The organism is Cellulomonas sp. GTC20042 (assembly GCF_055389595.1).
The window spans coordinates 2623032-2642655 of the sequence record NZ_AP043678.1 but is presented as its reverse complement, the minus strand read 5'-3'; the positions used below and the strand labels follow the sequence as shown (position 1 = coordinate 2642655).

General features: G+C 73.7%; 16 protein-coding genes and 1 riboswitch. Of the genes, 10 read left to right on the top strand and 6 right to left on the bottom strand.

Going from position 1 to position 19624, the window contains the following annotated elements:
* On the bottom strand, nt 1-483 hold the full coding sequence (locus ACZ5HG_RS12290; RefSeq protein ID WP_464176638.1) for a hypothetical protein: 483 nt from the start codon (nt 481-483) through the stop codon (nt 1-3).
* Between the two features lie 90 nt (nt 484-573).
* Between ACZ5HG_RS12290 and ACZ5HG_RS12285 the strand changes: the two genes are divergently transcribed.
* The 3 genes from ACZ5HG_RS12285 to ACZ5HG_RS12275 all read left to right on the top strand — a co-directional run bounded on the left by ACZ5HG_RS12285 (nt 574) and on the right by ACZ5HG_RS12275 (nt 4335).
* Nucleotides 574-3180, top strand: a complete 2607-nt coding sequence (locus ACZ5HG_RS12285; RefSeq protein WP_464176636.1) for a DUF4118 domain-containing protein — start codon at nt 574-576, stop codon at nt 3178-3180.
* Entirely contained in the window at nt 3177-3887 is a 711-nt protein-coding gene (locus tag ACZ5HG_RS12280; RefSeq protein ID WP_464176634.1) for a response regulator, read from the top strand. The genes ACZ5HG_RS12285 and ACZ5HG_RS12280 overlap by 4 nt, the downstream gene beginning before the upstream one ends.
* 135 nt (nt 3888-4022) lie before the next feature.
* A riboswitch (cyclic di-GMP riboswitch) is annotated at nt 4023-4097 on the top strand.
* Between the two features lie 19 nt (nt 4098-4116).
* Entirely contained in the window at nt 4117-4335 is a 219-nt protein-coding gene (locus tag ACZ5HG_RS12275; RefSeq protein WP_464176632.1) for a BldC family transcriptional regulator, read from the top strand.
* Between the two features lie 206 nt (nt 4336-4541).
* On the opposite strand, the gene ACZ5HG_RS12270 is transcribed toward ACZ5HG_RS12275, so the two are convergent.
* Genes ACZ5HG_RS12270 through ACZ5HG_RS12260 form a run of 3 tightly spaced genes read right to left on the bottom strand, consistent with a single transcriptional unit; the run spans nt 4542 to nt 8158 of the window.
* Nucleotides 4542-5150 (bottom strand): TetR/AcrR family transcriptional regulator, encoded by a 609-nt coding sequence (locus ACZ5HG_RS12270; RefSeq protein WP_464176630.1) that lies wholly within the window; start codon nt 5148-5150, stop codon nt 4542-4544.
* A 13-nt stretch (nt 5151-5163) separates the two neighbouring features.
* Complete coding sequence (locus ACZ5HG_RS12265) at nt 5164-7293, bottom strand: YhgE/Pip family protein (protein WP_464176628.1); 2130 nt, start codon at nt 7291-7293, stop codon at nt 5164-5166.
* A 16-nt stretch (nt 7294-7309) separates the two neighbouring features.
* Complete coding sequence (locus ACZ5HG_RS12260) at nt 7310-8158, bottom strand: ATP-binding cassette domain-containing protein (protein ID WP_464176626.1); 849 nt, start codon at nt 8156-8158, stop codon at nt 7310-7312.
* Between the two features lie 187 nt (nt 8159-8345).
* Between ACZ5HG_RS12260 and def the strand changes: the two genes are divergently transcribed.
* From def to ACZ5HG_RS12225, 7 genes are all read left to right on the top strand, one after another.
* Entirely contained in the window at nt 8346-8831 is a 486-nt protein-coding gene (gene def / locus ACZ5HG_RS12255; RefSeq protein WP_464176624.1) for a peptide deformylase, read from the top strand.
* Between the two features lie 141 nt (nt 8832-8972).
* Nucleotides 8973-9470, top strand: a complete 498-nt coding sequence (locus tag ACZ5HG_RS12250) for a DUF3145 domain-containing protein (RefSeq protein ID WP_464176623.1) — start codon at nt 8973-8975, stop codon at nt 9468-9470.
* 195 nt (nt 9471-9665) lie between these two features.
* Nucleotides 9666-10166, top strand: coding sequence for a hypothetical protein (locus ACZ5HG_RS12245; RefSeq protein WP_464176621.1), 501 nt, complete (start codon nt 9666-9668; stop codon nt 10164-10166).
* Nucleotides 10153-11037 carry an FAD:protein FMN transferase gene (locus ACZ5HG_RS12240; RefSeq protein ID WP_464176619.1) on the top strand — a complete coding sequence of 295 codons (885 nt, stop codon included), beginning with the start codon at nt 10153-10155 and terminating at the stop codon, nt 11035-11037. The genes ACZ5HG_RS12245 and ACZ5HG_RS12240 overlap by 14 nt, the downstream gene beginning before the upstream one ends.
* Nucleotides 11034-12566 carry an FAD-dependent oxidoreductase gene (locus ACZ5HG_RS12235; RefSeq protein ID WP_464176617.1) on the top strand — a complete coding sequence of 511 codons (1533 nt, stop codon included), beginning with the start codon at nt 11034-11036 and terminating at the stop codon, nt 12564-12566. The genes ACZ5HG_RS12240 and ACZ5HG_RS12235 overlap by 4 nt, the downstream gene beginning before the upstream one ends.
* A gap of 381 nt (nt 12567-12947) precedes the next feature.
* Nucleotides 12948-16823: a hypothetical protein gene (locus ACZ5HG_RS12230; protein WP_464176615.1), complete on the top strand. Its 3876-nt coding sequence runs from the start codon at nt 12948-12950 to the stop codon at nt 16821-16823.
* A 247-nt stretch (nt 16824-17070) separates the two neighbouring features.
* Nucleotides 17071-17685 (top strand): NAD-dependent epimerase/dehydratase family protein, encoded by a 615-nt coding sequence (locus tag ACZ5HG_RS12225; RefSeq protein WP_464176613.1) that lies wholly within the window; start codon nt 17071-17073, stop codon nt 17683-17685.
* 10 nt (nt 17686-17695) lie between these two features.
* On the opposite strand, the gene ACZ5HG_RS12220 is transcribed toward ACZ5HG_RS12225, so the two are convergent.
* Nucleotides 17696-18190 carry a GNAT family N-acetyltransferase gene (locus tag ACZ5HG_RS12220; protein WP_464176611.1) on the bottom strand — a complete coding sequence of 165 codons (495 nt, stop codon included), beginning with the start codon at nt 18188-18190 and terminating at the stop codon, nt 17696-17698.
* A 151-nt stretch (nt 18191-18341) separates the two neighbouring features.
* Nucleotides 18342-19580, bottom strand: a complete 1239-nt coding sequence (locus tag ACZ5HG_RS12215) for a beta-ketoacyl-[acyl-carrier-protein] synthase family protein (RefSeq protein WP_464176609.1) — start codon at nt 19578-19580, stop codon at nt 18342-18344.
* Nucleotides 19581-19624: the final 44 nt, after the last annotated feature.

The following is a 19624-nucleotide window of genomic DNA, read 5'->3' as shown; positions in this document are numbered from 1 at the left end:
TCAGGCGGAGGCGGCGCCCCGGCGGCGGGTCTCGCCGATCAGGAGCGCGAGCGCCCCGATCCCGCTGCCGATCGCGGCGAGCATCCCGATCGGTGCCACCCCCATCAGCGCGCTCTGCGCCCCGTCGGACAGCTGCGCACCGAACACCGCGGCGATCGGGGCGTTGCCCGGGCCCGAGTCGCCGCCGTCCGGCAGCAGCAGGTTCACGACGGTCACCGATCCGACCCACACCCAGGCGAGCGCGACCAGACCGGTGGGCAGCGGCTCCGGCCCGCGACGCAGCCGGCCGCCCGGGCGCAGGGCGATCGTGAACACGACCCATCCGGCGACCACCACCGGCACGGCGATCACCGCGCCGAACACCAGCAGCCATCCCGGTGTGGTCAGCCGCAGCAGGCCGCCCACGATCGGCAGGATCCAGACCAGGGCGAGGGTGGCGCTGGCGAGCGTGTCGCTGACGGCGCGTCGGGTGGGTGCGGTCATGGGGCAGAACGGTAGCGGCACGACGGCGCGTGGCTACGATCGCGGCAGGGCCGGGCGCCAGCGCGGTGCGACCGGCGGGAGGGGTGCACGATGCGGCGCGGTCGGCTGCGGGTCCTGCTCGGTGCGGCCCCGGGCGTCGGCAAGACGACGGCCATGCTCCAGGCGGCGCACGACCTGCGCGCCGAGGGCCGGGACGTGGTGGTCGGGGTGGTGGAGGCTCACGGGCGCCCGGCGACCGCGGCGCTGCTGGACGGGCTGGAGGTCGTGCCGCGGGTGACGGTGCCGCGCCGCGGGGTGGCCCTGTCCGAGATGGACCTGGCGGCGGTGCTGGCGCGGCGTCCGGCGGTGGTTCTGGTGGACGAGCTGGCGCACACCGGGTGGCGTGCGGGCGGGTCGCCGGTGCACCGCTGGCAGGACGTGCAGGTGCTGCTCGACGCCGGGATCGACGTGCTGACCACGGTGAACGTGCAGCACATCGTCTCGCTGACCGACGTGGTCGCCGGGATCACCGGGGTCGTCCAGCACGAGACCGTGCCGGACGAGGTGCTGCGCGCCGCCGACGAGGTGGAGCTGGTGGACCTGGCCCCGCAGGCGCTGCGCGACCGGCTGGCCGAGGGGGTGGTGTACCCGGCGGAGCGGGTGGACGCGGCGCTGTCGCACTACTTCCGGCTGGGCAACCTCACCGCGCTGCGCGAGCTGGCGCTGCTCTGGCTGGCCGACGAGGTGGACGCGGCCCTGCGCACGTACCGGGCTGACCACGCGATCGAGGCGCCGTGGGAGGCGCGCGAGCGCGTGGTGGTCGCGCTGACCGGGGGCCCGGAGGGGGAGACCCTGCTGCGTCGGGGCGCCAGGATCGCGGCACGGTCGGCCGGCGGCGAGCTGCTGGCGGTGCACGTGACCGTGCAGGACGGGCTGCGCGGGGCCGATCCGGAGGCGCTGGTGGCGCAGGCGGCGCTGACCGAGCAGCTCGGCGGCACCTATCACCAGGTGGTCGGCGAGGACGTCGCGCGGGCGCTGGTGGAGTTCGCGCGCGCGGTGGACGCGACGCAGGTCGTGATCGGGCTGAGCCGACGCAGCGGGATCGCGGCCGTGCTCGGCGGGGCGGGGATCGGCGCGACCGTGATCCGCGAGGCCGGGCCGGTGGACGTGCACCTGGTGAACCACGCGGGGGCCGCCCGCCGGTTCGCGCTGCCCCGGCTCGGCGGGGCGCTCTCGTCACGGCGGCAGGCGCTCGGCATCGCCCTGGTGCTGGTGCTCGGCCCGCTGCTGACCGCGCTGCTCACGGCGACGCGCAGCCCGGGATCGCTGGTGGCGGACGTGCTGACCTACCAGCTGCTCGTGGTGGTGGCGGCGCTGGTCGGCGGGTTCTGGCCCGCGCTGCTGGCGGCGGTGCTCTCCGGGCTGTCGCTCGACTACTTCTTCGTCGAGCCGCTGCGCACGGTCAAGGTCGCCGAGCCCCGGCACGTGCTGGCGCTGGTGCTGTACGTGGTGAACGGGCTGCTGGTGAGCGCGGTGGTCGATCGGGCCGCGCGCCGGGCACGGTCGGCGCGTCGGTCGGCGGCGGAGTCCGAGCTGCTGGTGACGGTGGCGGGCGGGGTGCTGCGCGGGCAGGACGCGCTCGCGGCGCTGCTGGCGCGCACCCGGGAGGCGTTCGGTCTGACGGCGGTGCGGCTGCGGGTGGACGGGGCGGTGGTGGCGGCGGACCCGCCGTCCGACGCAGGCGGACCGGGTGCGGACGGATCGGGTGGGGGCGCGGTGGGCGCGGCCGGATCGGGCGGGGGCGATCCCGGCGTCGGGCACCCGGACGCCACGGGCACGACGGTCCCGGTGCCCGCCGGGGGAGCCCGCGCGGTGCTGGAGCTCGACGGCCCGGTGCCGGACGCGGGCGCGGCACGGCTGCTGGCGGTGGTCGCGACGCAGTCGGGTGCGGCGCTGGAGCACCAGCGGCTGACCGCCACCGCGAGCGAGGTGGGCCCGCTGGTGGAGGCCGACCAGGTGCGCAGCGCCCTGCTGTCGGCGGTGTCGCACGACCTGCGCCGTCCGCTGACCGCCGCCACCGCCGCGGTGAGCAGCCTGCGCGCCACCGACGTGACGTGGTCGTCGGAGGACCGCGACGAGCTGCTGGCGACCGCCGAGGAGAGCCTGGTGGCGCTGACCGCGCTGGTGACCGACCTGCTGGACGTGAGCCGGGTGCAGGCCGGGGTGCTCGGTGTCGCGCTGCGGCCGACCGATCTGGACGACGTGGTGCTGCCGGCGCTGGACGAGGTGGGCGCCGGACCGGACCGGGTGGCCCTCGACCTCGATCCCGCGCTGCCGGAGGTGCTGGCCGATCCGGCCCTGCTGCGCCGGGTGCTGGTGAACCTGCTGGCCAACGCGCTGCGCTTCTCGCCGGAGGATCGCGCGGTGCGGGTGTCGACCAGCCGGTTCGCCGAACGGGTCGAGATCCGGGTGGTCGACCACGGGCCCGGCGTGGACCCGGCGCGCCGGGCGGAGCTGTTCGCGCCGTTCCAGCGGCTCGGCGACACCGACAACGCGACCGGTCTCGGGCTGGGGCTGGCCCTGTCGCGCGGCTTCGCCGAGGGGATGGGTGGCACGCTGACCGCGGAGGACACCCCGGGCGGGGGTCTGACGACGGTGGTCGGGCTGCCGGTGGCCGGCACCGGGACGATCGATCGGACGACGGAGGACGAGGCGTGAAGATCCTGGTGGCGGACGACGACCCGCAGACGGTGCGGGCGCTGCGGATCACGCTGCGGGCGCGGGGCTACCAGGTGCTGACCGCCACCGACGGGGTGGGCGCGATCAACCTGGCCGTCGAGGAGCGTCCGGACCTCTACATGATCGATCTCGGCATGCCCCGGCTGGACGGGGTCGAGGTGATCCACGCCCTGCGCGGGTGGACCTCCGCGCCGATCCTGGTGGTGTCGGGGCGCACCGGGTCGGCGGACAAGGTGGACGCGCTGGACGCGGGGGCGGACGACTACGTGACCAAGCCGTTCGTGATCGACGAGCTGCTGGCACGGATCCGAGCGCTGGGCCGCCGGGCGGCCGGTGCCGAGATCGACGCGGAGCCGAGCGTGCGGATCGGAGACGTCACCGTCGACCTGTCCGCGACCACGGCGACCCGCGCCGGCGACCCGCCGGAGGCCGTGCGGCTCACGCCGACCGAGTGGCGGATCCTGGAGATCCTGGTGCGCAACGCCGGACGGCTGGTCACCCGGCAGCACCTGCTCCAGGAGATCTGGGGCTCCGAGCACGTCACGGACACCGGCTACCTGCGGCTCTACCTCTCGCAGCTGCGCAAGAAGCTCGAGCCGGACCCCGCCGAGCCGCGCTTCCTGCTGACCGAGCCCGGCATGGGCTACCGGTTCGTGCCCGAGGGCGAGGACGCCGGCACCGCCTGAAGCAGGTCACGGAGGGGACCGGTTCCACTACTGGTGCTCACGCGGTAAGCGATTGCAGGCCTGCGACCTGCGCGTCTGTCCAATCTCGGGTGGTACTTGCCGATCTGTCCGATTTCGGTATAGTTCTCCGTGTACGAGCGACAACGGCAAACCTGCCGCAAGGCAGGGACGCAAAGCCACGGGGCCTACTGGGCCAGCCGGGCTACCGAACCGACAAGGAGTCACCCCCATGACGTACCCCCTCGAGACCCGCCCGATGGAGACCGGTTCCCTGCTGACCCCGGGCGAGGTCGCCGTGATGTTCCGCGTCGACCCCAAGACGGTCACCCGCTGGGCCCAGGCCGGCAAGCTCTCCGCGGTCCGCACCCTCGGTGGTCACCGCCGCTTCCTCGAGTCCGAGGTCATGGAGCTGCTCGGCGCCGTGCCGCAGCAGGTCGAGCGCGTCTGACGCACCCCCCGTACGTAGCAGAAGGGCCCCGAGCGATCCGCTCGGGGCCCTTCTGCATCCCCGGGGAGCACCCCCGTGCACCCCGCTCGGTGAGTTCGGTGGTTCGGGCCGAGTTCGGTGGTTCGGAGGCACTTTTCTCGCACGAACCACCGAACTCGGCGGGGCTGCGCAGCGCGCGGCAGGTGCGCGCAGCGAGTAGCGCGCGCTCAGAACTGGTCGAGGATGGTGGACAGCACGGCGCGGCGGACCTCCACCACGGAGCGCTCGGGCTGGAATGCCAGCCACTCCAGCCCGGCCACCAGCGTGGCGCCGAACATGGTGGCGGCGGTGAGCGAGGGGTCGCGCTGCGGCCAGGACTCGGCCACGACCTCGCCGAACACCGCGAAGGACTCGTCGCGGACCTGCCGGATCGAGTCCTGCCAGTCACGACCGGTGCGGAAGATCTCCGCGACGACGAGCTTGGCGAACGCCGGGTGGGTCTGGATCTGCTCCAGCAGCTCGTGCACCAGGGCGCCGATCGCGCGACGCCCCTCGAGCCCGGCGCGTGCGGCGCGCAGGTCGGTGGTGAGCCGCTGCACGCCCTCGACGATCACGGCCTCGAACAGGGCGCTCTTGGAGCCGAAGTTGTAGTAGACGCTGCCCTTGGCGACGCCCGCCTCGGCGGCGATGTCGTCCACGGAGGTCGCGGAGAACCCGCGGTCGGCGATCAGCGCGACGGTCGCGTCGATGATGGCGGTGCGGGTGTCCCGCACGCGCCGGGACCCGGCAGCGGCCTGCGGGGCGGCAGGTGCGGCCGGGTCCTCGGTGGTGTGCATGGTGCTCAGCCTGTCAGATCGACAGCGCGGGGTGCAGGCGCTCGAGGCTCCACGTGCGCAGCCGTCCGGAGCGCCAGGCGGTGATCGCCAGCGACCCGATCAGCACGCCCGCCAGCACCGCGACCGACAGCCACAGCCGGCCGTCGGCGCCGCCGGTGATCGTCTGCCGCAGGCCGGTGACCGCGTAGGACATCGGCAGCACCGGGTGGATCGCCCGGAAGAACACCGGGGTCGTCTCCACCGGGTACGTACCGCCGGAGGACGCGAGCTGGAGCATGAGCAGCGCGAGGATCGCGACCTTGCCGGCGGCCGGGCCGAGCACCGCCATCAGCATCTGCTGCAGGGCGAGGAAGGTCGCCGCGACCAGCAGGGTGAAGGCGATCGTTCCGAGTGCGGTCGACATCTGGAGCCCGACACCCCAGTGGATCACCGCGATCATGACGGCCACCTGGGCGACGCCGATGGTCAGTGCCGGCAGGTAGCCCGCCAGTGCGGTGCGCCAGCCGGCGACCGGGGTGGCGAGCGCGCGGGACGGCACCGGCCGCAGCAGCAGCCAGGTGATCAGCGCGCCGACGAACAGCGCCAGCGGGATGAAGAACGGGGCGAAGCCCTCGCCGAAGCCCTCGGCCTGCGCCAGGTCGTCGGAGGTGAGGCCGACCGGGGAGGAGATCACCTCGGCCCGGGTGGCACGGGTGTCGGCGTCGTCGTCCGGGATCTGCGCGGCCCCGTCGGCCAGGCCGTCGGCGATCTGCTGGGCGCCGTCGCCGACCTGGTCGGTGCCGTCGGCGACCTGCGTGGCGCCGTCCGCCAGGGTGGCGGTGCCGGTGGCGAGGTCGGTGGCGCCGTCGGCCAGGGTGTGCGAGCCGGTCTGGAGCTTCGCGGCACCGGTGGACAGGGTGCTCGCGCCGATGGCGAGCTGCGAGGCGCCGGTGGCGACCTGCTGCGTGCCGTCGGCCAGCGAGGACGCGCCGGCGGCGAGGTCGGCGGTCTTGGTGGACAGCGTGCCGGCGCCGGTGGACAGGGCTGCTGCACCGGAGTCGAGCTGGTGGGCGCCGTCGACCAGCGCAGCGAGAGACTTCGCCGCCGTGGCGGCGTCGGTCGTCGGCAGGTTGGCGGTCGCGGTCGAGAGCGCGGTCAGGGTGGTGATCGCCTCCTGCGGCGTCACCGTGCCGCCGTGGGCGATCGTGGTGAGGTTTGTCACCGCCTTGTCCATCGCGCCCTCGATGCCGGGCAGCTGGCTCAGCGTGGCGGCGGCGGAGTCCACGCCGACGGCGACATCGTGCGCGCCGGAGGCGAGGGCGCCGCTCTTCTGCGAGAGCGTCGCCGCGCCGTCGGCGAGCGCGCTCGCCCCGTCGGACAGCGTCGCCGCCCCCGCGGCCGCGGAGCCCGCGCCGGTGGACAGCGTCGACGCCCCGGTGGCGAGCGTCGCCGCGCCGGAGGCCAGCGTGTCGGTACCGGAGGCGAGCGTGCCGGATCCGTCGGCGAGCTGTGCGGCGCCGTCGGCGGCGGAGACCGCCCCGTCGGCCACCTGGTGCGCGCCGGTGGACAGGTCGCCGCTGGCCGCGCGCAGGGTGAGCGCGCCGTCGGAGGCGGTGGCGAAGCCGTCGCGGGCCGAGCCGAGGCCGACCAGCATCGTGTCGACGGCCTGGTCGCCGATGGTGGCGGAAACGGCGGACTGCACCTGCGCCATCGCGGTCTTGCCGAGCGTCGAGGCGAGGAAGGAGTTCGCGTCGTTGTAGGTGACCTGGAGGCTCGCGGCGGTCGGGGTGTCTCCGCCGGCGGAGGCCACGTCGGTGGAGAAGTCCGCCGGGATCGTCACGGCGAAGTAGTAGGTGCCGTCGGCCACGCCCTGCGCGGCGTCCTCGGCGTCGGTGAGCCGCCAGTCGAGGTCGCCGGAGCCGACGAGCTTGTCGGTGACCTGGGTGCCGGCGTCGAGCGGCTCGTCGTCCAGGGTGGCGCCGGTGTCGGCGTTGACCAGGGCGACCGGCAGCCGGTCCATGTTGCCGGTCGGGTCCCAGAACGCCCACAGGTACAGGGCGCCGTAGAGCAGCGGCACGAGGATCATCGCGCCGACGGCGAGACGGGGCAGCAGCCCGCGGCGGAACCGGCGCAGCTCGGTGCCGGTAGAGGTGAAGGAGAGCATGGGAGGCGTCCTGGGGTCAGGCGGCCGGGACCGCGTGCGGTCCGGTGGCGAGGGTGATCTGAGCGGGTGCCGTCGTCCAGCGCATCCGGGCGACCTCGTCCAGCGAGGCGACGGCGGCGACGACGGTGGTGCCGGTGGCGGCGATGGCCTCCAGGCGGGTCCACACGGTCTGGCGGCGGCGCGAGTCGTGCACCTGGTCCACGTCGTCCACGACCAGCAGGTCGGGGTGCTGGGCCATGGCGAGCGTGACCCGCAGCAGCATGGCGTCGACCTCGTCGAGGTCCCAGACCAGGGTGTCGGTGCGGGGCAGCGGGCGCTCGCCGAACACGGGGGCGGCCAGGCGGGCGAAGGTCTGCTGGTCGACGCGCGGCACGCGGCGGAACCAGGGGGAGAGCCAGGCGAGGCGCTCGCGCACGACGTCGCCGACGGTCACGGACTCGTCCAGGTCGTCGATCCCGGCGAAGCCGGCGATGGCGGCGCGGCGCTGGACGGCCGTGCGCCGGCGGGGCAGCGGCTCGCCGAGCACGTTCAGGCGGGAGCCGTCGTCCGGGACCATCCGGCCGGCGAGCGTGAGCAGCAGGCTGGAGCGCCCGCCGCCCTGCGGTCCCTGGATGACGGCGAGGGTGCCGGGCTCGATCTCGAGGTCGACGGGCCCGTAGACGGTGCCGCGGCTGCCGTGCAGGCGCAGGTCGGTGGCGCGCACCGCGAGCCGGGTCGCGGCGGCGGGCTCGGGTGCGGCGTCGGCGGCGACCACGCGGGTCGGTGCGGTGGCGGCGTGGGTGCCGCGGGGGGAGGAGTGCCCCGGCGTGCCGGTGGCGCCGTCGGCGTCTCGGGCGGGCTGCGGGGTGGGCAGTGTCGCTGACACGATGCCTCGATCCGTTCGTTCTTAGACTGACTGGTCAGTACAAAGGTAGGACGATCGCCGCGTGCTGTCACCTCCGGATGCGGGTGCCCGGGTGTGACGCCGGTCTCATCGGGGCATCTGCGCAGGTGGAGGCGCGCGCAGGCCGCGGGCACGCGGGCACTGCGTCCGGCATGGAAGAATCTCCGGCATGGCGATGAGAGAGATCCGAGTGGTCGGCGACCCGGTGCTCCGCACCCCGTGCGAGCCGGTGACCACGATCGACGCCCGGGTCCGTGGCCTGGTCGAGGACCTGCTGGAGACGGTGGACCACGACGGTCGCGCCGGGCTCGCGGCGAACCAGATCGGCGTCGGCCTGCGGGCGTTCTCCTGGAACATCGACGACGAGATCGGCTACGTGCTGAACCCGACGATCGTCGAGCTGTCCGACGACTTCCAGGACGGCGACGAGGGCTGCCTCTCCGTCCCGGACCTGTGGTTCCCGACCCGGCGCGCCTGGTACGCGCGGGTGGTCGGCACCGACCTGGACGGCAAGGAGGTCGTCGTCGAGGGCACCGAGCTGATGGCGCGCTGCCTCCAGCACGAGGTGGACCACCTGGACGGCTACCTCTACATCGACCGGCTCGACCGTGCGGTCCGCAAGAAGGCGATGCGGGCGATCCGCGAGCAGCTCTAGACACGCCGCGCGGCCGGTCCACTGGTGCGGACCGGCCGTGATCAGGCATGCTGGTGCCTGCACGCCGCGAGATCCGTGCATCCATCCCGCTGGGACGAGGTCGTTGGGGAAGGCGAACCTCGAGCCGACTGGGAGGATGACATGGCTGGTGCGATCACCCGCGGTGTTCTTTTCGTACACTCTGCGCCGCGCGCGCTCTGCCCCCACCTGGAGTGGGCGGCAGGCAACGTGCTGTCCACGCGCGTGTCGATGGAGTGGACGGATCAACCCGCCGCGCCCGGGATGCTCCGTGCGGAGATGTCCTGGCAGGGCGTCCAGGGCACCGGCGCGCGCCTGGCCTCGTCGCTGCGCGGCTGGACCCACCTGCGCTACGAGGTGACCGAGGACGCGAGCCACGGATCCGACGGCGCGCGGTGGAGCCACACCCCGGAGCTCGGGATCTTCCACGCGCAGACCGACGTGCACGGCAACGTCGTCGTCCCCGAGGACCGGATCCGGGCGGCCCTGGAGCAGGGCGACGCGCACCGGATGCGCGAGGAGATGCACCTCGCGCTCGGCCAGTCCTGGGACGACGAGCTGGAGCCGTTCCGCTACGCCGGCGCCGGCGCTCCGGTGCGCTGGCTGCACCGCGTGGGCTGACCCCCGCGCCCAGCACCGGCGCGCCGCGACGTCACACGAGGCGGCCACCCGCGCATCCCCTCCTCCCGGGATGCGCTGGGTGGCCGCCTCGCTCGTTCTCAGGCAATCTCCAGTGATCGCCCGTAGCGTCGAGCCGTCAGATTCGATCGCATTCAATCAGTCCCAACCCCGGGGCTGACGAGGGAGGACTCGACCATGGCGCACACGCTCCGCCGCCACACCCTGGCCCTGCTCTCCGGAGTCTCCGTGGTGGTGGCCGTCGCCGCCTGCGGGAACGCCGACGCGGCGACCGAGGACACCGGCACGACGCAGCAGGAGTCCACCACCGACACCGGATCCGCCGAGACCGGGTCCACCGAGACCGACAGCGGCACCTCGGACGAGGCCGCGTCCGGCACCACCTACACCGACGGCACCTACACCGCCGAGGGGTCCTACTCCTCGCCGGGCGGCACCGAGGCGATCGAGGTCGAGATCACCGTGGCCGACGACGTGGTGACCGCCGTGACCGTCACCCCCGAGGCCACCGCCGGCAACGCCGCACGGTTCCAGAAGGAGTTCGCCTCCGGGATCTCCGACGAGGTGGTGGGTCAGGCGCTGGAGGGGCTGTCGGTCGACAAGGTCTCCGGCTCCTCGCTCACCGGTGACGGCTTCAACGCCGCGCTGGACCAGATCCGGACCGATGCCGCGGCCTAGCGCCGGCTTCGACGCGATCGGCACCCGCTGGCAGATCGACACCGCCGAGCCGCTGCCCGGCGAGGTCCTGGCGGCTGTGCACGCGCGGATCGCCGCCTTCGACGAGGACTGGTCCCGGTTCCGCGCCGACTCCTGGGTCACCCGGGTCGCGCGGGCCGGGGCCGGCACCTACCCGCTGCCGGCGGACGCCGGGCCGCTGCTCGACGTGTACGACACCGTCGCGCGGTGCACCGACGGGGCGGTGTCCCCGCTGGTCGGGCACGCGCTGGAGGCGCTGGGCTACGACGCGTCCTACACGCTGCGCCCGCGCACCGGCGACGACGGCACCTGGGACGTCGCCCCCGCGCCGGCCTGGGCCGAGGTGGAGCGCGACGCGGGATCGATCACCCTGCCCGTCCCCGCGCTGATCGACGTCGGCGCCGCCGGCAAGGGCTACCTGGTGGACCTGGTCGCCGGGGTGCTGACCGAGCACGGGATCACCGAGCACGTGGTGGACGCCGGGGGAGACCTGCGGGTCGCGCAGCCCGACCGGCCGCTGACCGTCGCGCTGGAGGATCCCCGGGACACCGGCCGCGCGATCGGCGTGCTCCGGCTGACCGAGGGCGCCCTGTGCGGCTCGGCCACCAACCGCCGGGCCTGGGGCGAAGGGCTGCACCACGTGGTCGACGCCCGCACCGGCGCCCCGGTGCACGAGGTGCTCGCCGCCTGGGCCGTCGGCCCGAGCGCGCTGGTGGCCGACGCCGCCGCCACCGCACTGTTCTTCGCCGAGCCGGACCTGGTGTCCGCGCGCCTCGGCATCCGCTACGTCGTGCTGAGGGCGGACGGATCCGTCCGCTGGTCCCTCGGCCTGGACGGGGAGGTCTTCGCATGAGCTGGATCGACGAGCTGCTCGGCCGCGTCACCATGTACCGGCTGCTCACGCTGGGCCTCGCCCTGATCGGCGTGGTGGCGCTCGCGCTGTCGGCCGCCGGACGGCTGTTCGTCACGCCGGGGGCGCTGCTCGCGAGCGCGGCGGTGGCCGTGGTGGCGTCGGTGGCGAGCGCCTGGATCGCGGCGCTGGTCGTCCGCACCCGCGCGCACACCGAGTCGGCGGTGATCACCGGCCTGATCCTGCTCTTCCTGTTCTGGCCGACCACCGATCTGCGCTACCTCGGCACGCTGGCGCTGGCCGCCGCCGTCGCGAACGTCGCCAAGTACGTGATCGCCTGGCGCGGCCGGCACCTGCTCAACCCGGCGGCCGCCGGTGCGCTGGTGATCGGGCTGACCGGGCTGGACGCGAGCACCTGGTGGGTGGCGGACCGCTGGCTGCTGCCGGTGGTGCTGCTGGTGGTCGCCGCGATCGTCATCCGGACCCGGCGGTACGCGCTGGTCGGCACCTTCGTGGTGGTCGCCGTGCTCGCCATCGCGATCCGCCTGGCCGTCGAGGGGCAGGCCTTCGGACCGGCGCTGTGGACCGCGATCGTGTCCTACCCGGTGCTCTTCCTCGGCGGGGTGATGCTCACCGAGCCGCTCACCCTGCCGCCGCGCCGGCACCAGCAGATCATCGAGGCGGTGGTGGTCGGCGTGCTGCTGGCGATCCCGTTCTCCGCCGGGCCGCTGTTCAGCACCCCGGAGCTCGCCCTGGTGGTCGGCAACCTTTTCGCGTTCTGGTGCGGGCAGCGCGGCGCGGTGCGGCTCACCGTCACCGGCCAGCGGCGGATCACCCCGCGCACCCTGGAGGTCGCGCTGCGGGCGGACCGTCCGGTGCGGCTGCTGCCCGGCCAGTACGTCGAGGTCACCGTGCCGCACGCCCGCGCCGACGCGCGCGGCACCCGCCGGACGTTCAGCGTCTCGTCCACCGGGGCCGGATCGACCGGTGCGGCGTCCTGCGCCGCCGTCACCGACCTGACGATCGCGCTCACCGTGCCCGAGCGGTCGTCCACCTTCAAGCGTGCGCTGGCCGCGCTGCCGGCGGGATCGCGGATCGGCGCCACCGGCCTCGGCGGCGACTTCCTGCTGCCCGCCGACCCCGCGCGCCCGCTGCTGCTGGTGGCCGGTGGCATCGGCGTCACACCCTTCGCCGCCCAGCTCGCCGCCGTCGTCGCGGCGGGGGAGCAGCGGGACGTCGTGGTGGTCTACGCGGTCGGCGACCACGCCGATCTCGCCTACACCGAGGTGCTCAGTGCCGCCGGTGCCCGGGTGCTCGTCGTCTCCCCGCACGTCGACGCGCCGCTGCCGGAGGGCTGGCAGCACCTCGGCGTGCGGCGGCTCACCCCCGAGGCGCTGGCCGAGGCCGTGCCGGACGCCGACCAGCGCACGGCCCTGGTGTCCGGGCCGCCGGGGATGGTCGGCCACACGCGGCGGCTGCTGCGCGGGGCGGGCGTGCGGCGGGTGCGGACGGACGCGTTCAGCGGGTACTGAGCGGCGTCGCGCGCTCCGGCCAAGCGGCCCACCGGCTGACAGATCCTCGGTTTACGTCGGACCTCGTGCACCAACCTAGGACGAGAGCGCTCCCGCAGCGCCGACGTTCGGACGATGCGCGACGCAGCCACGGCGGCCAGCCCGACGGCGCTCGTCAGCGTGTCAGCGCCGAGTACTAGCCTCAGTTCGACGTGCAGGCGGCGCGTGGGGCGCCGCGACCGGGAAGGAGCCCACCGCGTGACCCCGAGAAAGAGCCGCACGCCTTCCCGACTCCGCCCGCGCCCTGCTGCTTCTGCGCCTCCAGCTCCCCTTGACGAAGCCGCCGACGCGCGTGAGGAACTCTGGGCGAGCCTTCGGCAGGGGTCGCGCAATGTCGCGGGTGTGACCTGGCAGATCGCGGTCTCGGTGCACCTTCTCGTGCTGTCGCGCGCCGGCCGTCTGCCGTTCACTCGTGTGGTTCCCGAGGGCGTCGAGGACATCGACTGCTATGACCGTGACGGGCGCGAGACGCTCGTGCAGGCGAAGGAGGTCGGCGGGGGAGCCGGACGGCTGTCCGGATCGGTGGTCGCCCACGCGATCCGCTCCGGGGGAGACGCCGTCGCCGTCGTCACCGACGGTGAGCTCGGTTCGGGTCTGGAGTTCACCGGGTGGGAGGCTCCGGTGAGCGAGAGCGCCCCGAGCGGCCACGAGCGGCTGTTGGAGAACCTGGCGCGTCGGCAGGTGGATCTCGCCGCCGCCCGGGAAGCCGTTTCGCGCCTCCACCTCGTGGCCATGCCGTGGAGCCTGCGCGAAGTCACCGAGGCCGCCCTGACCGAGCACCTCGAACTGCACCCGAGCGTCGCCTCTTTTGTCGTCGGCGTTCTCTACGACCGCATGACCGACGCTGCTGCGGCGCAGCGCCACCAGTCATCGGCCACCGCGCGTTCGCTCACCGTCGGTGACGTGGACGTGGTCGTCGCCGAGGTCCAGTCCGGGGTGGACGTGACCGGTCTCGATGCAGCGATCGCGGCGGGTGTGTGCCGGCCGGCCGACTACCTGACCCCCAGCTCCGCCAGCGCCGACCAGTTCTATCTCGGTCTTGACGGCACGCCCGGGCACGTGGCCGCCGCTTACGACGTGATCCGTCCGGTCGAGATGCGCGAGCTCGTAGAAGCCGCGCAGTACGAGCGGAATGCTCTTCTCGTCGGTCCGTCAGGATCTGGGAAGTCCGTCCTGCTCTGGCGGGCGGCTCGCGACCTCGTGCTCGGGGCCCGAGTGCTCCGAGTCGCTCGCGTCGCGGGAGCCGACGACGTCAGCCTGCTCGTGCGGCACGTTCGCGCGCTCCGCCCGACCTCAACGTCTCCAGTCGTCGTCGCAGCGGACGATCTTGGCCGACGGCACACCGGGGCTTGGCCGGACGCGGTGGCCCAGCTGATCGAGGTCCCTCACGTGACCATCCTGGGCGGGTGTCGCGAGGAGGACTTCACCCCGGAGCTCCTGCGAACCCGGGTGCGCGTGGTTCGGCCCCGCCTCGACGGCGACACCGCCGACGCGATCGCCTCGCGTGTAGAGGACGCAGGGCTCCTGACCCGGATGGACAGAGCGGAGGCGTGGGACCGGTGCGGCGGTCAGCTCATGGAGTTCCTGTCGCTGCTCCGTGAGGGGCAGCACCTGGAGCAGGTCCTGGCGGTTCAGGCCGGCGAGCTCGCCGGTCCCGGACGCGAACTGCAGCGGCAGGCCGCGCGCCTGGTTCTCGCGGCGCACAGTGTCGGACTGACACTCACCGCGGATGCGGTCGCTAGGGCACTCGCCGACATCGGCGCCGAGTCTGCGGTGGGCGACGCCCTGGCGGTGCTGAAGGGCGAGCACATCGTCGTCGAAGACGGCGGCATCTGGTCGGGTCTGCACGAGCTCCGTTCGCAGACGCTCACGAGGCTCATGCATGCGTCGCCGCCACCGACGCTCGGTCACACGCTCCGGCTCGTGGCCGGAGCGTTGCCTGTCGGCGACGCCGCCTGGCTCCTGCGCCGAAGTGCAGAGCGGTACCCCGAGTCGGCGGTCTCCGTGGCGGTGGCGGTCGGCGAGCTGATCAGAGACCTCCCGCTCTCCGCTCGAGCGGTCGCAGAACTGCTCGAGGGAGCTGAGCGGGCGGACAACGTCATGTATGCCCGGGCTTGCCTGCCGGTCTTGGCTCAGCTCCCGCCGCACCTTGCGCCTCGGGACTTCGCGTCCTGGCTCTACGGCATGCGCCACCAAGGCTTGGCAGACACGCTGAGCGGTAACCCGGTGATGAAGAACGCCGTGCGGGCCCTCCGGGCGCTCGTCCAGCAGATGCCCGACCGCCCCACGCAGATCGAGGAGGCGGTGTCGAGCTACCTCACGCCTGACCGGTTGGTTGACCTCGCGTCGCGGGCGTTGACGCTCGACGCGGCCCGGCTGCTCGAAGCGAGCGCCACGACCGTCCAGCTGACCCCGAGGCAGGCAGCATCGGTCTTCGCCGCGCTGCCACGGCCGCAGGCAACCTCGGACGCCGAGGGCTGGTCGCGCGCGATTCGATCGCTCTCAGCGCGTGTGTCCCGCGAGAGTTGGGACGACGTCTTCGGCCCGATGCGCGCCCGGGCGCTGACGATCGCACAGGCGGAGCCAGCCGCGATTGCGCTGGAGTTCGACGGTGAGATCCCGGTGGTCAAGGTGCTCACGGGTGCCGGAGACACCATGAAGGCGGTCACGCCTGAGTGGGACGTCGGCGACAGCCGGCGCCGTGACGAACTCAACGAGGCGGTCGTCGGCATCGCGCGGCGCCTCGTCCGCGCCTGTCCCGAGGCGCCAACCGCTGAGGTCGTCACCGTCCTCGCGGACGGGACGCCGTTCCGGATCAGGGACGCCGAACCGGGACACAAGCGCATCGGCAAGGAGTGGTTCAAGGACGAGGTTCAGGTTCGTCGCAACGTCGGCTTCCAGGCCGCAGTAAGTCGACTGCTCTCCGCGCCGAGCTGGACGTCGCTCCTGGAGTCGCAGGCGAGCCTCGGCCGCGAGCTGGACGAGCTCATCGACCAGGCGGTGTTCCGGCTGCGCCCCGAGCCCGACGACGCCCCGGGGAACGTGCGGTGGCGCGAGCGGGTGGGCGCGGCAGTGACACGCGCTGGATCACTGGCCCCGCAGCCAACCCGGGCCACATCGGACCTTCCCACGTCACAGGCGCTCGAAGACCAGACGCAGCGGGAGCACGACCCGGTGACCTCTGCTCTCGAGGCGGCCGCCCGTGCCTTGGATAGCCTGCGTCAGACCGAGCCCCTGGCTGCGTCGATCCACTTGCGTTCGGCAGCCGAGCAAGTGCGCATCTCCGCGCGTACCGCGGGAGGCACGACCTCCGGTCTGCGTCGTCCCATCACCGAGGCGACGGCAGAACGACTCGAGCGCGTAGCCCGGGCCGCGGTCGCCGCGGACCGCGACCCCGACTCGTTCAAGGCGCTGCGGTACCTCGACCACACATCCGTTGACGAGATCATCGAGGGCTGCGTCGCCGCCCAGCACGCCGCCCAACGGCAGGTGCTCGACGGTGTTGTGGGCGTGGCACCCGGAGTGGTCATCCACGAGGCTCGCGACGAGGAGCCGTTCCCCGGCGCCGCGGACGACCGGTCGTGGCTGCTGAGCGTGCCGCTCCCACAGTGGGACGCGGCCGTTCAGTGGCTCACCGCCATGCCCGAGCAGGCTCGGAGCGTTCTGTCGTGCCGGGTCGTACTGGCCTGCGTCGAAGCCGGTGCACCTCTGCCCCTCGGCGTCGCGATGCCCCACTTCGGCGACCCGAGCCCGATACCGCTCACGCGCGAGATGCTGACGCGCACCCTTGAGTCGGCCGGGCTGGCGCCGCTTCTCGACGACGACCGGACCGGCGTCGAATTCTCGGCTCTGCTCCAGGCTGCGCTGGACATCTCGTGGAGGGCAGCCGTCCACCGTGAGCGACCGCACGGGTGGCCGGCGTGTCTAGAAGCGGTGACGGCAGCAGACGTCGACGCGCTGCGGGAGAGCGCCGAGCGCCTCCTGCCCAGTGTCGATGCGGAGGCCGGCCATGCGCTCACCGAGGCGTGGTCGTCGCTGATCGCACATCTCGAGACTGAGATTCGCGATCCCCGGGGGGTGACTTTGGCCGGGGAGACGCTGAGGTTGCTCGGTGCCGGGCCCTCCCGGGCCGCGATGGACGCGGGGCTGATCGAGCCGCTCATGGTGGTCTCACTCGGGGCCGCGCTGGTCAACGCGGGGCGAGCAAACGCCGGTTGACAGACAATCCGCCAGCGGGTGTCGTCCGGGTCTAGACGGCAGACCTGGGGCTGGGGGACGCGGTCGTCCGGGCCCCCGGGTGCGGCGTGTGGCTCGGACGGCTTCCACATCCGGGTGTGGTCGGTTCCCGTCGTGGGAGGGCTCTGCTCCGCTGGGGCACGAGATCGCTGGCGAGAGATGCGTGGCGTGGCGGCCGGGTGCGCGGCAACTACATCGGATGAAACCTGACCTCGGCCTCGAAGTCCCAGTGTTCACCGAGGACGACTGGTCGCCGCTCGACGGCCCCGGCATGGACGCCTACGGGCGCAGCAAGGTGCTCGCGGAGCGGGCCGCCTGGGACTTCGTGCGCGAGAACGGCGGGCCGGAGCTCGTCACGATCCTGCCGGTGGCCGTGCTCGGGCCGGTCCTGGGCGGCGCGGTCTCCGGCACCAACCGGCTGGTGCAGCGGATGCTCACCGGCGCGATGCCCGGATTCCCCGACCTCGCGATCCCGGTCGTCGACGTCCGCGACGTCGCCGCCGCCCACCTCGCCGCGCTCGACCGCCCGGAGGCCGCCGGCCTGCGCGTGCTGGTCGCCTCCCAGGGCACGGCCACGCCCCTGCGCGAGATCGGGGCGGTGCTGCGGGACGCGCTCGGCGAGGCCGCGCGCCGGGTGCCGACCGAGGACGTCCCGTCGGACGTGATCCGGGCCGGCGCGGCGACGCACCCCGAGATGCGCGCGATGGTGCCGGAGCTCGGCTACGTCAAGCGCCTGTCGACCGAGCGTGCGCGCGACGTGCTCGGCCTGACCCCCCGGCCGTGGACGGAGGCGGTGGTCGCGGGCGCGCGCAGCATGGTCGATCGGGGTCTGGCCGACGCCTGACGTCCCGCGGCTACGCCACCGACCGGAACCCGAGCGAGGCGTACAGCGCCCGCGCCTCCGGGGCGTCGTCGTCCACCCGCAGCCCGACCTCGCCCGATCCCGCGCCCACGGCCGCCCGCCGTGCCGCCGCGAGCAGCGCGCGCCCCACGCCGCGTCGCCGGACCTCGGGCACCACGAACAGGTCGGTGACGAACGGCCCCGGCGGCACGTCGTCCCACGGCGGGTCGAGCACGGTGATCACCGCACCGAGCAGCAGGTCGGCACGCCAGGCGCCGAGGCAGGCCTCCGGCAGCCAGCGGCCGTACTCCCCGGCGCGGGCAGCCCGGACGTCGGCGGTGGCCTCGTCGAGGGTCATCGCGTCGGGGGTGCCGCGGTAGGTCTGCTGGTAGGCGTGGCCGACGGCGTCGATGTCGGGATCGGTCACCGGGCGGATCGTCACGCCGGGCACCGTCGGCACGGGGAGCGCGGGATCGGCGTGCGGGGCTCTCATCAGCACGTTCGCCATGGGCGGCAGGGTAGGGGAGCCCGATCGCGCCGAGCCAGGGGATATCAGGTCGGCGGGCTCGTCGGCGCGGGCGGGGCGGCAGGACGACGGCCCCCGCACCCGGCACCGCGAGGGTGCGTCGGGCGCGAGGGCCGTCGGGAGGGCGGGTCGCTCAGGCGTTCTGCACGATCAGCGCGACGTTGTGCCCGCCGAAGCCGAACGAGTTGTTGATCACCGCGAGGTCGCCGGCCGGCAGGTCGCGCGGGACGTCACGCACCAGGTCCAGCACCAGCTCGGGGTCCGGGTTGGCGACGTTGATCGTCGGCGGGGCCACCCGGTCGTGCACGGCCATCACCGAGAACAGCGTCTCCAGGGCGCCCGCGCCGCCGAGCAGGTGCCCGGTCATCGACTTGGTGGCCGAGAGCACCGCGCCGTCGGCGGCGGAGCCCAGCACCTCGCGCACCGAGCGCGCCTCGATCAGGTCGCCGACCGCGGTGGAGGTGGCGTGCGCGTTGACGTGCCGCACGTCGGCCTCGGTGATCCCGGCGTCCTTCATCGCCATCCGCATGGCGGCGATCTGCCCCCGGCCGGAGGGCTCCGGGGAGGTGATGTGGTAGCCGTCGGAGGACAGGCCCACGCCGGAGACCACGGCGTAGATCTTCGCGCCGCGGGCGCGGGCGTGCTCCTCGCTCTCCAGCACCAGCGTGGCGGCGCCCTCGCCGATCACGAAGCCGTCGCGGTCGACGTCGTAGGGACGCGAGGCGCCCTGCGGGTCGTCGTTGCGCAGCGAGAGCGTGCGGGAGGCGGCGAAGGCGGCGATCGGCATCGGGTGGATCACGGCCTCGGTGCCGCCGGCCACCACGACGTCGGCGCGGCCGAAGCGGATCATGTCGACCGCGTAGCCGATCGCCTCGGCGCCCGAGGCGCAGGCGGAGACCATGGCGTGCGCACCGGCACGCGCACCGAGCTCGAGCTCGACGTAGGCCGAGGGGGAGTTCGGCATGAGCATGGGGACGGTCATCGGCAGGACGCGACGGGCGCCCTTCTCGCGCAGGGTGTCCCAGCCGTCCAGCGTGGTCCAGATCCCGCCGATGCCGGAGGAGACCACCACGCCGAGGCGCTCGAGCTCGACCTCCGGGGCGCCCGCGTCGGCCCACGCCTCGCGGCTGGCGATCATCGCGTACTGCGCCGAGGGGTCCATCTTCTTCAGCTCGGGACGCGCCAGGACCTCGGCCGGGTCGACCTTGATCGTGGCGGCGAACTCGACCGGGATGCCGTACTTCTGCGCCCAGTCGTTGTCCATGGTGCGGGCACCGGAGGTGCCGGCCAGGGCGGCCTGCCAGGTGCTCGTGGCGTCCCCGCCGAGGGGGGTGGTCGCGCCGAGTCCGGTGACGACGACTCTGGTGCTCATGGTCTCGCTCCTGTGCTCAGGGGGTGCTGGGTGCCGGTCCGACG